The 16585-nt window shown below is 72.4% G+C and carries 13 protein-coding genes and 1 pseudogene; 2 read left to right on the forward strand and 12 right to left on the reverse strand.

Annotation, left to right across the window (positions count from 1 at the left end):
• Positions 1 to 128: 128 nt before the first annotated feature.
• From AC07C1_RS26130 to AC07C1_RS26150, 5 genes and pseudogenes are all read right to left on the reverse strand, one after another.
• Positions 129 to 1052 (reverse strand): annotated as a pseudogene (locus tag AC07C1_RS26130) (lysylphosphatidylglycerol synthase transmembrane domain-containing protein); the annotation flags it as partial.
• Between the two features lie 224 nt (positions 1053 to 1276).
• Positions 1277 to 2182: a class I SAM-dependent methyltransferase gene (locus AC07C1_RS26135; RefSeq protein ID WP_478942960.1), complete on the reverse strand. Its 906-nt coding sequence runs from the start codon at positions 2180 to 2182 to the stop codon at positions 1277 to 1279.
• A gap of 554 nt (positions 2183 to 2736) precedes the next feature.
• Positions 2737 to 4041 (reverse strand): glycosyltransferase family 4 protein, encoded by a 1305-nt coding sequence (locus tag AC07C1_RS26140; RefSeq protein ID WP_478942750.1) that lies wholly within the window; start codon positions 4039 to 4041, stop codon positions 2737 to 2739.
• Positions 4038 to 4436, reverse strand: coding sequence for a 6-pyruvoyl trahydropterin synthase family protein (locus tag AC07C1_RS26145; RefSeq protein ID WP_478942751.1), 399 nt, complete (start codon positions 4434 to 4436; stop codon positions 4038 to 4040). Before AC07C1_RS26145 ends, AC07C1_RS26140 begins: the two co-directional genes overlap by 4 nt.
• Positions 4437 to 4547: 111 nt before the next feature.
• Complete coding sequence (locus tag AC07C1_RS26150; RefSeq protein ID WP_478942753.1) at positions 4548 to 5537, reverse strand: zinc-dependent alcohol dehydrogenase; 990 nt, start codon at positions 5535 to 5537, stop codon at positions 4548 to 4550.
• A gap of 107 nt (positions 5538 to 5644) precedes the next feature.
• On the opposite strand from AC07C1_RS26150, the gene AC07C1_RS26155 reads away from it, so the two are divergent.
• Positions 5645 to 6406 carry a CDP-alcohol phosphatidyltransferase family protein gene (locus tag AC07C1_RS26155; RefSeq protein WP_478942755.1) on the forward strand — a complete coding sequence of 254 codons (762 nt, stop codon included), beginning with the start codon at positions 5645 to 5647 and terminating at the stop codon, positions 6404 to 6406.
• Between the two features lie 73 nt (positions 6407 to 6479).
• On the opposite strand, the gene AC07C1_RS26160 is transcribed toward AC07C1_RS26155, so the two are convergent.
• The 7 genes from AC07C1_RS26160 to AC07C1_RS26190 form a co-directional block, all read right to left on the reverse strand.
• Positions 6480 to 7190 carry a YcnI family protein gene (locus AC07C1_RS26160; protein WP_478942756.1) on the reverse strand — a complete coding sequence of 237 codons (711 nt, stop codon included), beginning with the start codon at positions 7188 to 7190 and terminating at the stop codon, positions 6480 to 6482.
• 37 nt (positions 7191 to 7227) lie between these two features.
• The gene (locus tag AC07C1_RS26165) at positions 7228 to 7863 is read right to left on the reverse strand and encodes a hypothetical protein (RefSeq protein ID WP_478942758.1); all 636 of its coding nucleotides are present in this window, start codon (positions 7861 to 7863) and stop codon (positions 7228 to 7230) included.
• A 237-nt stretch (positions 7864 to 8100) separates the two neighbouring features.
• The gene (locus AC07C1_RS26170) at positions 8101 to 9999 is read right to left on the reverse strand and encodes a discoidin domain-containing protein (RefSeq protein WP_478942760.1); all 1899 of its coding nucleotides are present in this window, start codon (positions 9997 to 9999) and stop codon (positions 8101 to 8103) included.
• Between the two features lie 161 nt (positions 10000 to 10160).
• On the reverse strand, positions 10161 to 11525 hold the full coding sequence (locus AC07C1_RS26175; RefSeq protein ID WP_478942761.1) for a GH1 family beta-glucosidase: 1365 nt from the start codon (positions 11523 to 11525) through the stop codon (positions 10161 to 10163).
• A gap of 29 nt (positions 11526 to 11554) precedes the next feature.
• Entirely contained in the window at positions 11555 to 12415 is an 861-nt protein-coding gene (locus AC07C1_RS26180; RefSeq protein WP_478942763.1) for a carbohydrate ABC transporter permease, read from the reverse strand.
• Positions 12408 to 13394 carry a carbohydrate ABC transporter permease gene (locus AC07C1_RS26185; protein ID WP_478942962.1) on the reverse strand — a complete coding sequence of 329 codons (987 nt, stop codon included), beginning with the start codon at positions 13392 to 13394 and terminating at the stop codon, positions 12408 to 12410. Before AC07C1_RS26185 ends, AC07C1_RS26180 begins: the two co-directional genes overlap by 8 nt.
• Positions 13395 to 13399: 5 nt before the next feature.
• Complete coding sequence (locus AC07C1_RS26190; RefSeq protein ID WP_478942764.1) at positions 13400 to 14716, reverse strand: ABC transporter substrate-binding protein; 1317 nt, start codon at positions 14714 to 14716, stop codon at positions 13400 to 13402.
• 194 nt (positions 14717 to 14910) lie between these two features.
• Here AC07C1_RS26190 and AC07C1_RS26195 point away from each other — a divergent pair, with 194 nt between their 5' ends.
• A complete protein-coding gene (locus AC07C1_RS26195; RefSeq protein WP_478942766.1) occupies positions 14911 to 16197 on the forward strand; it encodes an ROK family transcriptional regulator in 1287 nt (428 codons plus the stop codon).
• Positions 16198 to 16585: the final 388 nt, after the last annotated feature.

Raw genomic sequence — 16585 nt, forward strand, 5'->3', positions numbered from 1 at the left:
CGCACGGGGGCTCCGGCCCGCGGGCCCGCCTGCCGGCGGGCGACGAGAACGACGGCCCCGGGCACGCTCGCCACGAGGCCGAGCACGCCGTACACGACGCCGACGGCGACCCCGGTGCTCGCTCCCAGACCCGCGGCGCCGAACGCCCAGGCGGTGGCGCCCTCGCGGGGCCCGAAGCCGCCGACGTTCAGCGGCAGGCCCATCGCGACGAGGGCGAGGACCGCGAGCGGGATCAGCACGGCGACCGGCGCGGCGGAGCCGGCGACCCGGGCCGCGACCACGAACATCGCGAAGTGACCGGCGAGGACGACGGCAGAGCACAGCGCGATGCCCGGGCCGCCCTCCCGGGACAACAGACCCTGCCGCGTCTCGCGGAGGACGGAGCGGAGGGCGCCTTCGCGACGCGCGGGCGCGCGGTTCAGGCGGACGGCGAGGACGATGGCGAGCGCGCCGGCGGCCGCCAGGGCCACCAGCGGGGCGAAGCTGCGAGCCTCGGCACGGACCGGGGACGGCAGGGTCAGCAGCACCGCCGCGCCGACGACGGTCAGCGCCAGCTGTCCGGCGACCCGCTCCAGTACGACCGCCTTCACCCCGCGCCGGAGGTCGCCGGCGCTCTGTCCGTGCCGCACCGCCCGGTGCACATCGCCCAGGATCCCGCCGGGCAGCGCCGCGTTCAGGAAGAGCGCCCGGTAGTAGTCGGCGACGGCCGGCCGCAGCGGCAGCCGGATGCGCAGCCCCCGGGCCACCAACTGCCAGCGCCACGCGCTGAACACCGTGGTCACCACGCCTATGCCCAGCGCCGCCAGCACCGTAACGGCGTCGATGCGCCGGAGCCCGTCGAGCAGCACACCGGTGCCGAGCCGCCAGAGGAGCACCGCGAGGATGGCCACGCCGGCGGCGGTGCCGAGGTACGTACGGAGGGCACGGGAGCCGAGGCGGCGGTGGGCGGGGGGCTGCGCCGGGCCGGGTACGTCCGTCTGCGTGGGCTCGGGCGCCGGCGGCTTCGCAAGCGCTGTGGCGGCATCGTGGGCCGACGGCTCCAGAAGCGCCATGGCCACCTCGGGCGCCGGCGGCTCCAGAAGTGCCGTGGCCACCTCGACTGCATGGCCCGTACCGGCGGTCGTGGTTTCGGGAGCGTGGCCGGGACCACCGGTCGCGGCCTCGAAAGCGCGGCGCGTGCCGGCGTTCCCCTCGCGCGCGTGTGTCGCTTCCGTAGGCGTCACCCGCGCGGGCGAGCCGCTTCCCGCGGTGCGGGTCCCCGCCGCCGCCCGCCCGCTCACGCCGTGCCCCCGCTAGGCCGGGGCAGGGCCAGCAGGTCGCTGTGGTGGACGACGGCGCGCAGCTCACCGGCCGCGCAGGCGGCGAGCCGGTCGCGCAGGTAACGCTCGGCGCGGTCGCGCAGTTCGGGCCGCTCTTCGACGGCCGCGCCCACCCAGCCGCGCAGCCAATGCTCGGTCAGCGCGGCCTCGTCCGGGCCGAGCCGCCACGGGCTCGGACAGACGCGTACCGTCGCCCCGCGCTCGGCGAACGCCTCGCAGGTCACGGTGACCGCGTCCGGCCCGAGCAGCCCGCCGCGCCGCTGGTGGGCGTTGAACGCCTCCGCGATCTCGGCGTCCAGCGGGTCGGCCGGGCTGAGTTCGACGCGTCCGGCGACGGACAGTGTGAGCAGCGCGGGGCAGCCGGCCCCGGCACAGGCGTCGGCGAGAGCGCCGACCTCCTCCTGGGTGAGCACGTCGAGCAGCGCGGACGCGGTCACCAGCGAGGCTCCGGCGAGCACGTCCGGCGTCAGGCGGGCCACGTCGCCGCGGCGCGTCTCGACCGTGACGCGGCTGCCGTCGGCGGCGGACCGGGGGGAGGCCACGGCGGCGAAGTGCAGCAGGTACGGGTCGCGGTCGTGGAGGATCCAGTGCTGGGCGCCGTCCAGGCGGGGCGCCAGCCAACGGCCCATCGACCCGGTGCCGCAGCCCAGGTCGTGCACGGCCAGTCCATCGGCCCGGCCCGGCAGTTCGGCCAGCCGGATCCGGAGCGGATCCAGCAACTCCTGCGCCCGGCCGGCCGCGTCGGCGCCCTCCCGCAGTTGCAGCCACTCGGGCGCGTACCGCGGCGGCTCCTCGGGGCCACCGTCCCGCAACCGTACGGTCGCCCGTTCACCGGGCCGTACGACAGGACCGGCACCGGGGATGACCGGGGCGGGGGCACCGGCGACGACGGCTACGGGCGATCCGGCACCGGTCGCGGCCCCAGAGGGAGAGGTGTCGATGGCGGGCACGGATGCCTCGCCTCCGGCGACGCTGTCGGGAGCACCGGCGACGCTGTCGGACGCACCGGCGCGCTCTCTCTCACCGGGCGCCGCACCGGGCCACCCACCGAAAGCGTCGGTATCGGCGAGGCCGCCGGACTCCCCCGCGGTCAACCTGTCGGCCGGCATTCGCGCCTCCCCGTCACCGGCGTCCTCGGTCCCCGGCGCCGCCTCGGACTCCTGGCCACGCACTGCCACTGACTCCTCGCCACGCGCCGCCTCGGACTCCTGGCCACGCACTGCCACTGACTCCTCGCCACGCGCAGCGTCGGACTCCTTGCCACGCACTGCCACTGACTCCTTGCCACGCGCAGCGTCGGACTCCTTGCCACGCGCCGTCACGGACTCGGCCTCGCCCGGTCCGGGCTGGGACGGGATCGGCGCCCGCGGTGCCGACCGGGCCGGAATCGAGCCGGTCGACGCGGTTTTCGGGGTACTCATGCCGCCCTCCTCGGTGCTTCGGGGAGTCGCTGGAGGACTCCGGCGAGACTGCGGGCGGTGGTCGCCCAGCCGTCGAGCGCGGCGCGGCGGCCGCGGGCGGCGGCCTTGAGCCGGCGGCGTACGTCGGGCTCGCCGAACCAGCCGCGCAGTTCGGCGGCGAGCGCGGCGGGGTCCTCCGGCGGAACGAGGATGCCGGGCACCCCGCCGTCGGGGGCGCGGCCGACCGCCTCGGGCAGGCCGCCGACGTCGGTGGCGAGGACGGGGATGCCGCGGGCGAGGGCCTCGGTGACCGCCATGCCGTAGGTCTCGGCGTAGGAGGTGAGGACCATCAGGTCGGCGGCCGCGTAGGCCGCGTCGAGGTCGGCGCCGGAGCGCGGCCCGGCAAGACGCAGGCGGTCGGCGAGGCCGTACCGGTCGATGAGGGTGCGCAGATGGGCGACGTACTCGGGGTCGTGGCCGAGGCCGCCGACGCACTCGCAGGTCCACGGCAGGTCCCGTACCGCCGCGAGTGCCTTCACGAGCCGGTGCTGCCCCTTGCGCGGGGTCACCGCGGCCACGCACAGCAGTTGGGAGACGCCGTCGGTGCCGGCCGACAGGGGTGCGATGTCGGCGCCGGGTGCGGCGACGTGCACCCGGTCGGGGGCGAGCCCGTGGTGGGAGACGAGGCGGCGGACCGCCCAGTCGCTGGTGGCGATCACCGCCGGCACGGCCCGCAGCACCGCGCGCTCGCGGGTGTCGAGGTCGGCGGCGACGGCCGCGTCCAGGCCGGTCTCGTCACCGAGCGGCAGGTGGACGAGCACCGCGAGCCGCAAGCGCTCGGCTTCGGGGACGACGATCTCCGGGACGCCGCAGGCGACGAGTCCGTCGAGCAGGACGACCGCGTCGTCCGGCAGGTCACGGAGTGTGCGGGCGAGCCCGTCCCGGGCGGCCCGGTCAGGGCTCGGCCAGGTGCCGGGCGCGGCATGCCGAGTGACCTGCCAGCCAAAGCCGGGCAGGTCCAGGCAGACCCGGCGGTCGTAGGCGTTGCCGCCGCTGGGCGCGGCCGGGTCGTCGACGCCGCCCGGCATGACGAAGTGCACGGTGCGCAGGGCCATGGGGATGATTCCGGCGTTCTCGGCGGCGGTGGACTGCACGGGCACGTAGGCGAGGCGTGCCCTGTCGGCGGTGCCCGTACCTCCCGCGGTGCCCGCGCCCGGCACGATCTGCGCGGCGTAGGCGGCCTGCATGGACCGCGCGAGCTGCGCGTCCTGCACCGCGCTCGCCACACCCGGGCTGGCGGTCTCCACGGTCAGGTCGGTCACAGGTCACGCTCGTAACTCGCCCAGGCGATGTGCGACTCGTGCAGGGTCACCGTGATCCCCGCAAGGCCCTTGGCGCCTTCGCCGAGGGCGCCCTTGTGGACGCGTTCGGCGAGCCGGTCGGCGATGACCTTGGCGAGGAACTCGGTGGAGGTGTTGATCCCGGCGAACTCGGACTCGTCGTCGAGGTTGCGGTAGTTCAGCTCGGCGACGACGGCGCCCAGCTCCTGCGTGGCCAGGCCGATGTCGACCACGATGTTGTCCTCGTCCAGCTGTTGGCGGCGGAACGTCGCGTCCACGAGGAACGTGGCGCCGTGCAGTCGCTGCGCGGGACCGAACACCTCGCCGCGGAAGCTGTGGGCGATCATGATGTGATCGCGGACGGTGATGCTGAACAACGGACGACCCTCCAGGTGCGGCGCGTCTGGTCCCCCGGCCCTTGCCTGCCGGGGGATGCCGTGTAGTACGGCTCTTCGCTTCCCCGCGTTCAGCCCTCCCTCACTCTTTTCTCAGGTCAGGCCCGTCTCGGCGTACCGCACCCGGTGGCACAGGGCGGGAATGTCACCGGATGCGAGTTTCGGCAGGACGTCGGGGAGTTCCTCGAAAGCGCTCTCGCCCGTGATGAGCGCGTCCAGCGCGGGGTCGGCGAGCAGGTCGAGGGCGAGGGCCATCCGGTCGGCGTAGCCGCGGCCGGCACGGGCGGCCGGGGAGACCGTGCCGACCTGGCTGCCGCGCAGGCTGAGCCGGCGGGAGTGGAAGGCCTCGCCGAGCGGCAGGCTGACGCGCCGGTCGCCGTACCAGCTCAGTTCCACGACCGTGCCCTCGGGGGCGAGGAGTTGGAGGGCGCGGGTGAGGCCCTGTTCGGTGGCGCTGGCGTGCACGACGAGGTCGCAGTCGCCGAGGGCGTCGACGGGCGCGGCGAAGTCGACGCCGAGCGCCTCGGCCGTCTTGGCGCGAGCCGGGTCGGCGTCGACGAGCTGCAGCCGGACGCCGGGGAAGCGGGCGAGCAGCGCGGCCACCGAGCAGCCGACCATGCCGCCGCCGACCACCGCGATCCGGTCGCCGATCAGCGGCGCCGCGTCCCACAGGGCGTTCACGGCGGTCTCCACGGTCCCGGCGAGCACGGCCCGGGCGGCGGGCACCCGCTCGGGCACCACGGTCACGGCGCTCACCGGAACGACGTAACGGCTCTGGTGCGGATACAGGCAGAAGACCGTACGACCGATCAGCGCAGCCGGGCCCTCCTCGACCACGCCGACGTTCAGGTAGCCGTACTTCACCGGTCCGGGGAAGTCGCCCTCCTGGAACGGCGCCCGCATCACGGCGTGTTGGCTCTCCGGGACACCGCCGCGGAAGACGAGCGTCTCCGTGCCCCGGCTGACTCCGGAGTACAGCGCGCGCACCACGACCTCGTCCGCGGCGGGCTCCGCGAGGGTTACGTCGCGCAGCTCGCCGTGGCCGGGTGAGCGGAGCCAGAACGCGCGGGCCGAGCGGTTCATCGGCATCCTCCTGAACGATCGGGAAGTTGTTCACGTACCGAGAAGTGCACAGGCCGCGCAGAGTACGCGGCGTTGATCGACTCTGTCACTCGGCCGGAGGGTGTGCGGTGGCCCTGAACAACACGTATGACGCGAGGCTCCAGCAGGAGACCGCTGTGGGAGCGGGCGTGCAGATCCTGCTGCTGGCCCTGCTCGGCTCGGCGATCGGCCTGGGGCCGGCCGGCTGGCTGACGGGGCTCGCCTTCGCGTTCGCCACCTGGGGGGTCCTCTCCCGCGCCCTGCACCGCTCCCGGCTCAGCTCCTTCGGCCCCGCGAACCGGGTCACGCTCGGCCGGTCGACGCTGGTCGGCGGGGTGACCGCGCTGGTCGGGGACTCCTTCGAGAGTGCCCCGCCGGTCACTCTGCTGGTCGGCCTCACCGCCGTCGCCCTCCTCCTGGACGGTGTGGACGGCAAGGTGGCCCGCCGCACGGGCACCACTTCCGCGTTGGGCGCCCGCTTCGACATGGAGGTCGACGCGTTCCTGATCCTGGTGCTGAGTGTGTACGTGTCCATGCAGCTCGGCCCCTGGGTGCTGCTGATCGGCGGCATGCGCTACGCGTTCGTCGCGGCAGCCCGCGTCGCCCCCTGGCTGAACGCCCCGCTGCCCCCGTCCTTCGCCCGCAAGACCGTCGCTGCCGTCCAGGGCGTCTGCCTGCTGCTGGCGGGGTCAGAGCTGCTGCCGCACGCGGCCAACCTGGGCGTCATCCTGCTGTCCCTCGGCTCACTGCTGTGGTCCTTCGGCCGGGACGTGCTGTGGCTGTGGCGGAACTCCCGTATGCCGGCGACAGTGCCGGCCGAGCCGAAGCTGCTGGAGCTGGCGGCGCGCTGACCACCGACGTGGCAGGGCCCGGACCGCCGCCGATCGGTCCGGGCCCTTCCGCATGCCGTTCTGCGTGGGACGGTTACGACCGCGCGCCCCTGCTCCGTACGATCGCGAAGGCGGCGGCAGCGAGACCGAGGACGCCGACGACCAGGCCGGCGATGCCGAGCCCGCGGGCCGTGGTGTCGTCGGCGTCGGCCGCCTCGGTGGTGGCGGCGCTGTTCTTGGCGGGCGCCGGGGTGGTGTCCTGGTCACCGGCCGTCAGCTTCAGCACGGGCGCCGGGTTCTCCGGCTCGTCGCCGCTCGTGGATCCCTCGATCCAGCGGACGACCTTGCCGTCGGAGTAGGTCTGCAGGGTCTTGAAGCTCAGCTGATCGATGCCGTCCGGAAGTTGACCGAAGGCGACATCGAAGTCCTCGTACTGTCCCGTACCGATCCTCCCTCCGGTGAAGGTGATCTCGGAGGCCGCCTCGGTGATGGTGCCGTCGTCGGTCTTCACCGGTGTCTTGAGCTTGGTGGTGGTGACCTTGGCGGTCCAGCCGTCCCGCGGGTGGACCAGGACACCGAGGACGGGATGGTCGGTGGGCAGGAAGACCTGGACCTTGGTCGTGGTGGCCTTGTCCTCCTCGTTGGGGACGCGGAAGGTCAGCACGCCGTCGGTGGCCCCCTTGGCGTAGCTCTCGGGGTGGACGGTGACGTGCGCGGAAGCCACACCGGCGGCGGCGAGGAGCCCGGCGGCGGTCAGGGCGGTGACGGTTGCGGCGCGGCGCGGGGTGCTGCGTGACGTGGACATGGGTGAGTCGATCTCCGTGCAGGTGACGTGTGAGGGGTCAGAGCGGGTACGGGACCGGGACCGGGGGTCCGCGCCGGCTGACCGCGTGGCGCAGCAGGGCCCGGCGGGGTGTCCCGCGGTCGACCGGGGCACGCGGGGCGTGACCGGCGGGGGCGGGCAGCGGGGCGTCCCGCCACCAGGCGACGAGGCCGGGTACGAGCGCCGTGGCCCGACGGAGCAGCGACCACAGCGCGGCCTCGCCCCGCCACAGCCACCAGGAGGCGGCCAGCGCGGCGAGCACGTGGGCGGCGGTGGCGTGAGCGGTGACGGTGGGATGGACCGCAGTGTGGCTGGGGATCGCGTGCGAGTGGACCGCCACCATGGCGTGACCCGGGGCGGCCGCCATGCGCGGGGTGCCGGCGCGGGCGGCCTCCGCACCGCCGCGGTGGGCCGCGCCGAACGCCAGGTGCAGTCCCGCCTGGACGATCAGCATGGTGACGCCGATACCGGGCAGCGACCGCTCCCGTCTCCCGAGTGCCCAGCCCAGCACGAGCACGGCGAGGAAACCACCCGCGTCGGCCCACAGCGGCGGCATGTCACCGATCGCCAGGCCGTGCCCGGCTGCGGCCAGCAGCACACACACCGCGGCGAACACCGAGGCACGAAGACCTCTCACCGCCGGAGACGCGCTCATAATGAGGGATCCTGCCACGGTCGGGGGGTACGTGGGCTGAAGGTGCGCCTTCCGAGGACCTACGACTACGATCCCGCCCAGCACCGGCCGGCCCGGACACCAACCGCTTCTGCAGCCACGGGTGACGACGCGTGCGCGACCTGCGTGCTGATGGGGTGCAGGTCAGGGGGTGGGTCCGCAGTTGCGGCCCGTCCCGGGCCGTCCCCTGACCTACCGTCGCCCCCAGGCCGCCGGTGGTCAGCCCTTCTGTTCCACCCGCACCCAGTCCACCTCCGCCTGCACTCCCCCACCCGCGATCCGATCCACGCTCGACTGCGGCAGACCCCAGTAAGGACTGGTCACCTTGTTCCAGCCGGCCGGGTAGGCGCCGCCGAGGGCGAGGTTGAGGATGACGTACTGGTTGTGGTCGTAGACCCACTGGCCGCGGGTGGACTCGAGTTTGTTGCGGGTCGTCTCCTGGACCAGGCGGTCGTCGACGTAGAAGCGCATCGCCGTCGGGGTCCATTCGACGGCGTAGGTGTGCCACTGGTCGGCGGTGCCGCCGTTCGGGTAGGTCTGGCGGGCGCCGATGTTGCCGTCCGCCGAGTAGCCGGGGCCGTGCAGGGCCGAGCTGGTCCAGTCGCCGTAGCCGATGTTCTCCATGATGTCGGTCTCGCCGGAGGCCGGCCAGGAGACGGAGGGGTTGTCGACGTTGCTGCCCAGCAGCCAGAAGGCGGGCCAGAAGCCGTCACCCACGGGGAGTTTCATGCGGGCGCTGACCTTGCCGTACGTGAAGTCGAACTTCGAATTCGTGTCGATGCGGCCCGACGTGAAGTCGTAGGTGCCGCCGCCCGCCTGTGTGCAGCCCTTGCAGAACTTCGCCTTCAGGATCAGGCTGCCGTTCTGCGTGCGGATGTTGTCCGTCGAGTCGACGTACGCCTGTGATTCGCCGTTGACCGGGCCCATCTCCGTTCCGGTGCGGACGACTCGCCACTTGGAGCGGTCGAGCGCGGCGCTGGTGAAGTCGTCGAAGAACGTCGTGCGGTACGTGCCCGACTGGTCGGCGGGGAGGGTGGGGTAGGCGGCGGAGGCCGTGCCGCCGGTGCCCCAGACCTGGAACTCGTAGAGGGAGTAGCCGAACTGGGCGGTTGCGGGAGCCGGGTTGTAGAAGGAGCGGCGTTCCTTGCCGAGTACGCGGACGTAACGGCCGGTCGCGGGCGAGGGCAGCTTGACGGTGTCGTGCAGGCCTGCCGCGTCGGAGGGCGACTTGATGTCGGCGCGGCGGGTGGCTGTGTCGGCCGGCGAGGGTTCGTACACCGTGCGCCATGTGCGGTTGTCGTCCGACACCTGGAGGAGGTAGTCGACGGCGTACGCCGACTCCCAGTAGAGGTCCACCGTGTCGATGGTCGACTGTGCGCCCAGGTCCACCGACACCCACCGGTCGGTGTTCCAGTCGCTCGACCAGCGGCTGGTGTCGCCCTTGAGGTCGGCGGGCCAACCGCCGTCGGTGAGGAACGCCGGTGAGTGGCCCGCGTCCTGGTAGAAGTTGGAGTACGCGGGGTGGTTGAGGGCCAGGTTGCTGCGGGTCGTCGACGCCGGGGCCGGTTCGCCGCCGTAGACCTTGAAGTTCCACAGCGAGTAGCCGTAGGGCGTGGCGCGTTCCAGGCCGCGGAGCCGCACGTAGCGGCCGGTGACCTCCTGGGGGTAGGTGTGGGCCGTGACGGAGCCCCCCGTGCCGGCGGTCTCCGTGTAGAAGGGGGTCCAGTCGGTGCCGTTCTTCGAGGCCTCCAGGACGTAGCGCCTGCCGTAGGCGGCCTCCCAGTCGAGGACGACGTGGTCGACGCGGATCACGGAGCCGAGGTCGACGCGGATCCAGGCGTCGTCGGCGAAGTTGCTCGACCAGCGGGTGGCGCCGTTGCCGTCGAAGGCGAGGCCGGGGGCGGTGCCGGCGTTCTCGCTGCCGGAGGCGGTCACTGCGGCGGGGTTCGCCGTGTAGGCGGTGGCCGCGCGGTCGGTGTCCCAGGCGACGGCCGCGGTGGGGGCCGCGGAGGCGGGGGCGGCCAGGAGCGAGCCGGAGGACAACAGGGCCGTGGCGGCCAGGGTGGCGAGCAGGGTGCGGGAGGTGCGGCTCGGGTTGCGGCTCTCCTTGTTCGGCATGCGGCTCTCCTTGTGAGGTGGAGGTGCACTTCCTGATCCGGGCACCCTGATGTCAAGTGCATGACAGTCGGGTGGAAGCTGGGGCCGGTGGGTCCGGGCTCCCCCGCCCGGGCCCACCGGCGATCCGGGCCGGCTCAGGCGGCCCGGAGTGTGTGGCCGGCTCAGGCGGCCCGGCGGGTCTGGTCGCGGTGGACGCGGACGATGTCCGCGTACCGGTGTCCGCTGCCCTTGATGGTGCGCACCTGGGTGCGGTAGTCGACGTGGACCAGGCCGAAGCGCTTGTCGTAGCCGTAGGCCCACTCGAAGTTGTCCAGCAGGGACCAGGCGAAGTAGCCGGCCAGCGGGGCGCCCTTGCGGGCGGCGGAGGCGCACGCGGCGAGGTGGCGCTCCAGGTAGTCCTGGCGCTCGGGGTCGTCGATGGCGCCGTCGGGGCGGACCGTGTCCGGGAAGGCGGAGCCGTTCTCGGTGACGTAGATCTTCCGGGCTCCGTACTCCTTCGTGAGCCGCAGCAGCAGCGTCTCGATGCCGGACGCGTCGATCTCCCAGTCCATGCCGGTGCGCGCGACGCCCTCGCGACGGACCGAGCGTACGTACGGCGCCGGGCCGCCCGCGTCGTCGGCGACGTAGGCCGGGAAGTAGTAGTTCAGGCCCAGCCAGTCCAGCGGGGTCGCGATCGTCGCCAGGTCGCCGGGCTCCTCGGGCAGTTCTACGCCGTACACCTCGCGCATGTCGGTGGGGAAGCCGCGGCCGTGCACCGGGTCGAGCCACCAGCGGTTGACGTGGCCGTCGTGCCGGCGGGCGGCGGCCAGGTCCTCGGGGCGGTCGGTGGCCGCGTACACCGTGGAGAGGTTGTTGACGACGCCGATCCGCACGTCGGGGGCGGCGGCGCGGATCGCCTGGGCGGCGAGGCCGTGGCCGAGGAGCAGGTGGTAGGAGGCGCGTACGGCTGCCGTCAGGTCGGTCCATCCGGGGGCCATCGTGCCTTCCAGGTGGCCGATCCAGGCCGAGCAGGAGGGCTCGTTGAGGGTGGCCCAGAGCTTGACGCGGTCGCCGAGGCGGGCGGCGACGGCCGAGGCGTACTCGGCGAACGCGAGAGCGGTGTCCCGCTCGGGCCAGCCGCCGCGGTCCTGGAGCACCTGGGGCAGGTCCCAGTGGTAGAGGGTGACGGACGGGGTGATGTCCGCCTCCAGCAGGGCGTCCACCAACTCGTCGTAGAAGGCCAGCCCCTTGGGGTTCACCGGGCCCGTCCCGCCGGGGATCACGCGCGGCCACGCCACCGACAACCGGTAGGCGTTGACACCGAGTCGCCGCATCAGCCCGATGTCCTCGCGCCAGCGGTGGTAGTGGTCGCAGGCGACGTCGCCGTTGTCGTCGTTCGCGATCTTCCCTGGGGTGCGCGAGAAGGTGTCCCAGATCGAGGGCGTACGGCCGTCCTCGGCGACGGCTCCCTCGATCTGGTACGCCGCTGTGGCCGTGCCCCACAGGAAGTCGTGCGGGAGCGCGGCGAGGTCGATGGGTTCGGACACGGAAGTCCCTTCGGGATGCGGGGTGTCGGTCACTTGACGGCTCCCGCTGTCAGACCGGCGACGAGGTAGCGCTGAAGGAGCAGGAAGCCCGCGACCACGGGCACGCTCACGACGAGTGAGGCGGCCATGATCTGGTTCCAGTAGACGTCGTTGAGGGTGGAGTAGCCCTGGAGGCCGACGGCGAGGGTGCGGGTGGCGTCGTTGGTCATGACGGACGCGAAGAGCACCTCTCCCCACGCGGTCATGAAGGCGTACACGGAGACCGCGACGATGCCGGGGATCGCGGCCGGTACGACGATCCGCAGCAGCGCGCCGAGCGGACCGCAGCCGTCCACCAGTGCCGCCTCGTCCAGGTCGCGCGGCACCGAGTCGAAGTAGCCGATCAGCATCCAGATCGAGAACGGCAGCGAGAAGGTCAGGTACGTCAGGATCAGGCCGCCGCGCGAGCCGAACAGGGCGATGCCGGTGGCGTTGCCGATGTTGACGTAGATGAGGAACAGCGGGAGGAGGAAGAGGATGCCGGGGAACATCTGCGTGGACAGCACGGTGACCGTGAAGACCCGCTTGCCGCGGAACTCGTAGCGGCTGACGGCGTAGGCGGCGAACACGGCGATGACGACCGAGCAGACGGTCGCCGCACCGGCCACGATCAGCGAGTTCGCGAAGTACTTGGCGAGCGGGACCGTCGACCAGATGTCGATGTACGGCCGGACGGTCAGACCGCTGGGCAGCCAGCGGAACTTGCCGCTGACGTCCGAGAGCGGCTTCAGCGAGCTGGAGACCATCACGTACACCGGGAGCAGCACGAACCCGGTGAGCAGGGTGAGGAAGATCCGCCGCGACCACTGGAACGAGCGGGGCGGTGCCGTCGGGGAGGTGGGGCTAGACATCGGCGGCCCTCCGTCCGCGCGAGGTGAACAGCAGGTATCCGCCGGTCACGACCAGCAGGAAGAGCAGCAGCAGCACGGACATGGCCGAGCCGGTGCCGAAGTTCCAGGTGACGAAGGAGGCTTGGTAGATGTGCACCGAGATGAGGTCGGCGGCCTCGGGTGCGGCCTTGCCGAACAGGACGAACGGGGTGTTGAAGTCGTTGAACGTCCACAGGAACAGCACCAGGACCAGCACCTGGTTGACGGGACGCAGCGACGGCAGGGTGATGCGGCGGATCTGCTGCCACATTCCGGCGCCGTCCAGCGCGGCGGCCTCGTACAACTCCTGTGGGATGTTCTGCAGTCCGGCCGTCACGATGAGAAAGGCGAACGGCCAGCCCTTCCACACCGACACGGTGAGCAGGGCGTAGAAGCTGTTGTCGCCGATGAGCCAGAAGGAGGGCTTGTCGGTGAGGTGCAGCTGGTCGTGCAGGACGTGGTTCACCAGGCCGTTGTCGTGCTGGAACATGAACACCCAGGTGATCACGGCGGCGTAGACGGGCAGCGCGTACGGCACCAGGAACAGCGCGCGCAGCAGACCGCGGCCGCGGAAGGTGTCCTGCATGTAGATCGCGGCGGCCGTGCCGATCAGCCAGCACAGGCCGACCGAGAGCAGCGTGAAGCCGACGGTGACGAAGAAGGAGTGCAGCAGGGCCTCGCCGACCGGGGCGTCGAAGTCCACCGACATCTTGTAGTTGCCGAGGCCGGACCAGGGGGCGGTCCCCCAGTCGCGGATGTAGAACTGGGTGAGCTCCTTGAAGCTCATCACGACGCCGATGACCATCGGCACCAGGTGGACGAGGAGTTCCAGCAGCAGGGCGGGCACGAGCAGCAGGTACGGCAGTCCGATGCGGCGGATCCGCCCGGGGCGGCGGCGGAATTCGCGCGCCGCACCGGGGGACGTCTCCCGCACCGGCTCCTTCAGGGCGGTGGTGGTCATCGTGCTCACGCCGCCGGCATCTGCTGCTGGGCCTTCTCCAGCTTGGCCTTGACGGAGTCGGTGGTCACCGCGCGTCCGGCGGCGGCGTCGGCGAACAGCTCCTTCACGGCCGTGCCCACCGCCGTCTCGAACTGCGACTCGGCGGCCACCTGCGGCAGCGCGGCCGCGCTGGTGGCGAGGGTGGTCTTCAGCACGGAGGTGGCCGGGGCGTTGAACGCGGCGTCGGTCTGCGCGCCCTTGACCGGCGGGATGGAGGTGTAGGCCTTGTTGAGGATCTTCTGTTCCTCGTCGCTGGTCATGAACTTCACGAACTTCGTGGCGCCGTCGAGGTTGTGGCTGTTCTTGAAGACGGCGATGTTGATGCCGGCGACCATCGAGTTGGTCTGGGCGCCGGTGCCGGGGGTGCCGGACTGCACGGGCACGGGGGCGACGCCGTAGTCGTCCTCGCTCATGCCCTGGGACTTGAGGTTGGCGGCGGCGTTCTGCCACAGCAGCATGGCCTGCTTGCCCTTGGCGAAGTCGCTGACGGACTGGTTCTGCGCGTACTCGGCGTCGTTGGTCGGGACGACCTTGTCCTTGGCCATGAGGTCGACGTACTGCTTGACGGCGTCGACCACCTTGGGGTTGGTGAAGTCGGGCTTGCCGTCGGCGGTGAAGAAGTCGGCGCCGTGCTGCTTGGCGAAGACGAAGACGTGGTGGATGTTCTCCGACACGTTGGCACCCTCGGCGCCGAGCACGGACTTGCCCCTGGCCTTGATCTTCTTGCCGTCGGCGAGCAGTTCGTCCCAGGTGGCGGGCGGCTTGCTGATGCCCGCGTCGGCGAAGATCTTCTTGTTGTAGTAGAGCGCGTAAGACATCGAGTACAGCGGGATCGCGGCGGGGTCCTTGCCCTCGGCACCGGTCGAGCCGAGCGCGGCGTCGATGAACCTGTCCTTGCCGCCGATCTTCGCGAAGTTCTTCGCGTCCCAGGGCTGCAGCGCGCCGGTCGCCTGCAGCGAGGCGCTCCAGGTGTTGCCGATGTTCAGCACGTCCGGGCCCTGGCCGGAGGTGGTCGCCGTGAGGATGCGGTTGAGCAGGTCGGACCAGGGCACGACCTCCAGCTTGACCTTGATGCCGGTCTGCTCCTCGAACTTGTCGAGTTCGGGCTGGAGGACCTGCTTGTCGACGGCGATGCTGGCGCCCTGGTTGGATGCCCAGTACGTCAGCGTCTTCGGCGAGTCGTTCGACCCTCCCCCGCTGGACGAACCTCCTCCGCAGGCCGTGGCCGCGAGAGCGAGAGACATGGTCACGGCGCCTACGGCCGCGGCTCGGATGCTGCGCATGGCTCCTGGTGTCCCTTTCCGGGAGTCGAGACCCCGAGGGCCGCTCAGAGAGCCGACACCCCGTTCGGCCCGCGAAGCCCCCTCATGGCTTAATTTAGGACGTGAGTTAAACCTCAGGAGAAACGAACGTCAAGGGATCCGGCAGCGGCAAACGGCCCGAGGGGCCGGAAAACCACGGGAATCTGGGAGGCCAGGTGGCAGTGCTGAGCGGCCGCACGGTACGTGACCTGCGGCGGGAGAGCCGGAGCGCCGTTCTGCAACGGTTGTATGTCGACGGGCCGATGAGCCGGCACGCGCTGGGTCCGGCGACCGGTCTGAGTTCGGGCTCCGTCAGCAACGTCGTGGCCGAACTCCTCGCCGACGGCCTGGTGGAGGAGGCGGGTGTGATCGGCGCGGACGTCGGCAGGCCGCGCAGGCTGCTGCGGGTACGGCCGGCGAGCGGGCGGCTGATCGGGGTGGACATCGGCGAGACCCGGGTACGGGTGGAGCTGTTCGACCTGGGCCTGAGCGAACTCGCCCGCGCTGAACGTCCGTTGGGGCCGCACGGGTACGAGGTGGACGCCGTTGTCGGTCATGTCGCGGACGGCGTCGCCGAGGTCCTGCGGGCGGATGACCTCTCTCCCGCCGACCTGCTCGGCATCGGCATCGGCGTACCCGGCATCATCGAGAACACCGGCGCGGACGGGGCCGTCGTCCACGGGCAGACCATCGGCTGGGACGCGGTGCCGCTGGAACGGCTGCTGCGCCTGAACGTGCGACTCCCCGCCCACGTGCCGTACTTCGTCGACAACGGCGCCAAGGCGCTGGGGCAGGCGGAGATCTGGTTCGGCGCGGGGCGCGGCGCCCGCAACGCCGTTGTGGTGCTGTTCGGTTCGGGGGTGGGCGCCTGCGTGGTCACCGAGGAGGCGGCCGAGGGGCGGGCGGTGGAGTGGGGGCACCTGACCGTGCGGGTCGGTGGGCGCCGGTGCCGGTGCGGGGCGCGCGGCTGTCTGGAGGCGTACGCGGGCGCGGAGGCGCTGGTGGCACGCTGGCGGGAAGCGGGCGGGCGGCCGTCTGCCGGGGCCGGCGAGGAGCGGGCACTGACCGAACTGCTGGCCGCGGCCCGCCCCGCCGACGGCCGGGAACCCGACCCGGTGGCCGCGGCCGTCCTCGCCGAGACCGCCGCTTACCTCGGCGCCGGGCTGTCCGACCTGATCAACCTCTTCCAGCCCGAACGGGTGCTGATCGGCGGCTGGGCGGGTCTGCAGCTCGGCGGTGACTTCCTGACCGAGGTCCGGGCTCACGCCCTGGCGCACTCCCTGCGCTTCCCAGCGGGCCGCGTCGGCATCGAACTGGGCCGCCTCGGACCGGACGCGGTCACCGTGGGCGCGGCCGTCCTCCCCCTGGCCGCGTTCTTCGAGCGCGGCGGACGACGACCGGCCGCGGCCCGCACGGTGCCGTCACCGGCCTGGCGGACGGCACTGGACGGCCGGTTGGCGTGAGGACGGGGGCCGTCGGGGGGTGGGGGGTGGGGTGGGAGCGGGGTGGGGCGGGGGCGGAGTGAGGGCCGGGTCGGGGTGGGGGTGGGGTCGGAGTGGGCTCGGGGTCGGAGTGGGCTCGGGGTCGGGGTCGGTCGTCCGGTTGGGGCCGGCCCGGTGAACAGGGCTCGGGGAGGGGTCGGGGTCGGTCGTCCGGCTGGGCCGGCCCGGCGAGCAAGGCTGGGGGCACGGTTGGGGTCGGGGTTGGCCCGGCCGAGCTGGTCCGGTGGCCGGGGCTCAGGTCGGGCCGGTCGGATCGGGTCGGGATCACGGCCCGGGTCGGGGTCGGTCGCCCGGCTCCGCCCGGTCCAGTGACCAGGGCTCGGAGCCAGGGCTGAGATCGGGGTTGGCC

The organism is Streptomyces sp. NPDC045022, from assembly GCF_056432605.1.

Coding starts and splice junctions, on each gene's coding strand:
- AC07C1_RS26150 (WP_478942753.1), bottom strand. CDS start 5,537: ATGAACCGCTCGGCCCGCGCGTTCTGGCTCCGCTCACCCGGCCACGGC.
- AC07C1_RS26160 (WP_478942756.1), bottom strand. CDS start 7,190: ATGTCCACGTCACGCAGCACCCCGCGCCGCGCCGCAACCGTCACCGCC.
- AC07C1_RS26165 (WP_478942758.1), bottom strand. CDS start 7,863: ATGAGCGCGTCTCCGGCGGTGAGAGGTCTTCGTGCCTCGGTGTTCGCC.
- AC07C1_RS26170 (WP_478942760.1), bottom strand. CDS start 9,999: ATGCCGAACAAGGAGAGCCGCAACCCGAGCCGCACCTCCCGCACCCTG.
- AC07C1_RS26180 (WP_478942763.1), bottom strand. CDS start 12,415: ATGTCTAGCCCCACCTCCCCGACGGCACCGCCCCGCTCGTTCCAGTGG.
- AC07C1_RS26185 (WP_478942962.1), bottom strand. CDS start 13,394: ATGACCACCACCGCCCTGAAGGAGCCGGTGCGGGAGACGTCCCCCGGT.
- AC07C1_RS26190 (WP_478942764.1), bottom strand. CDS start 14,716: ATGCGCAGCATCCGAGCCGCGGCCGTAGGCGCCGTGACCATGTCTCTC.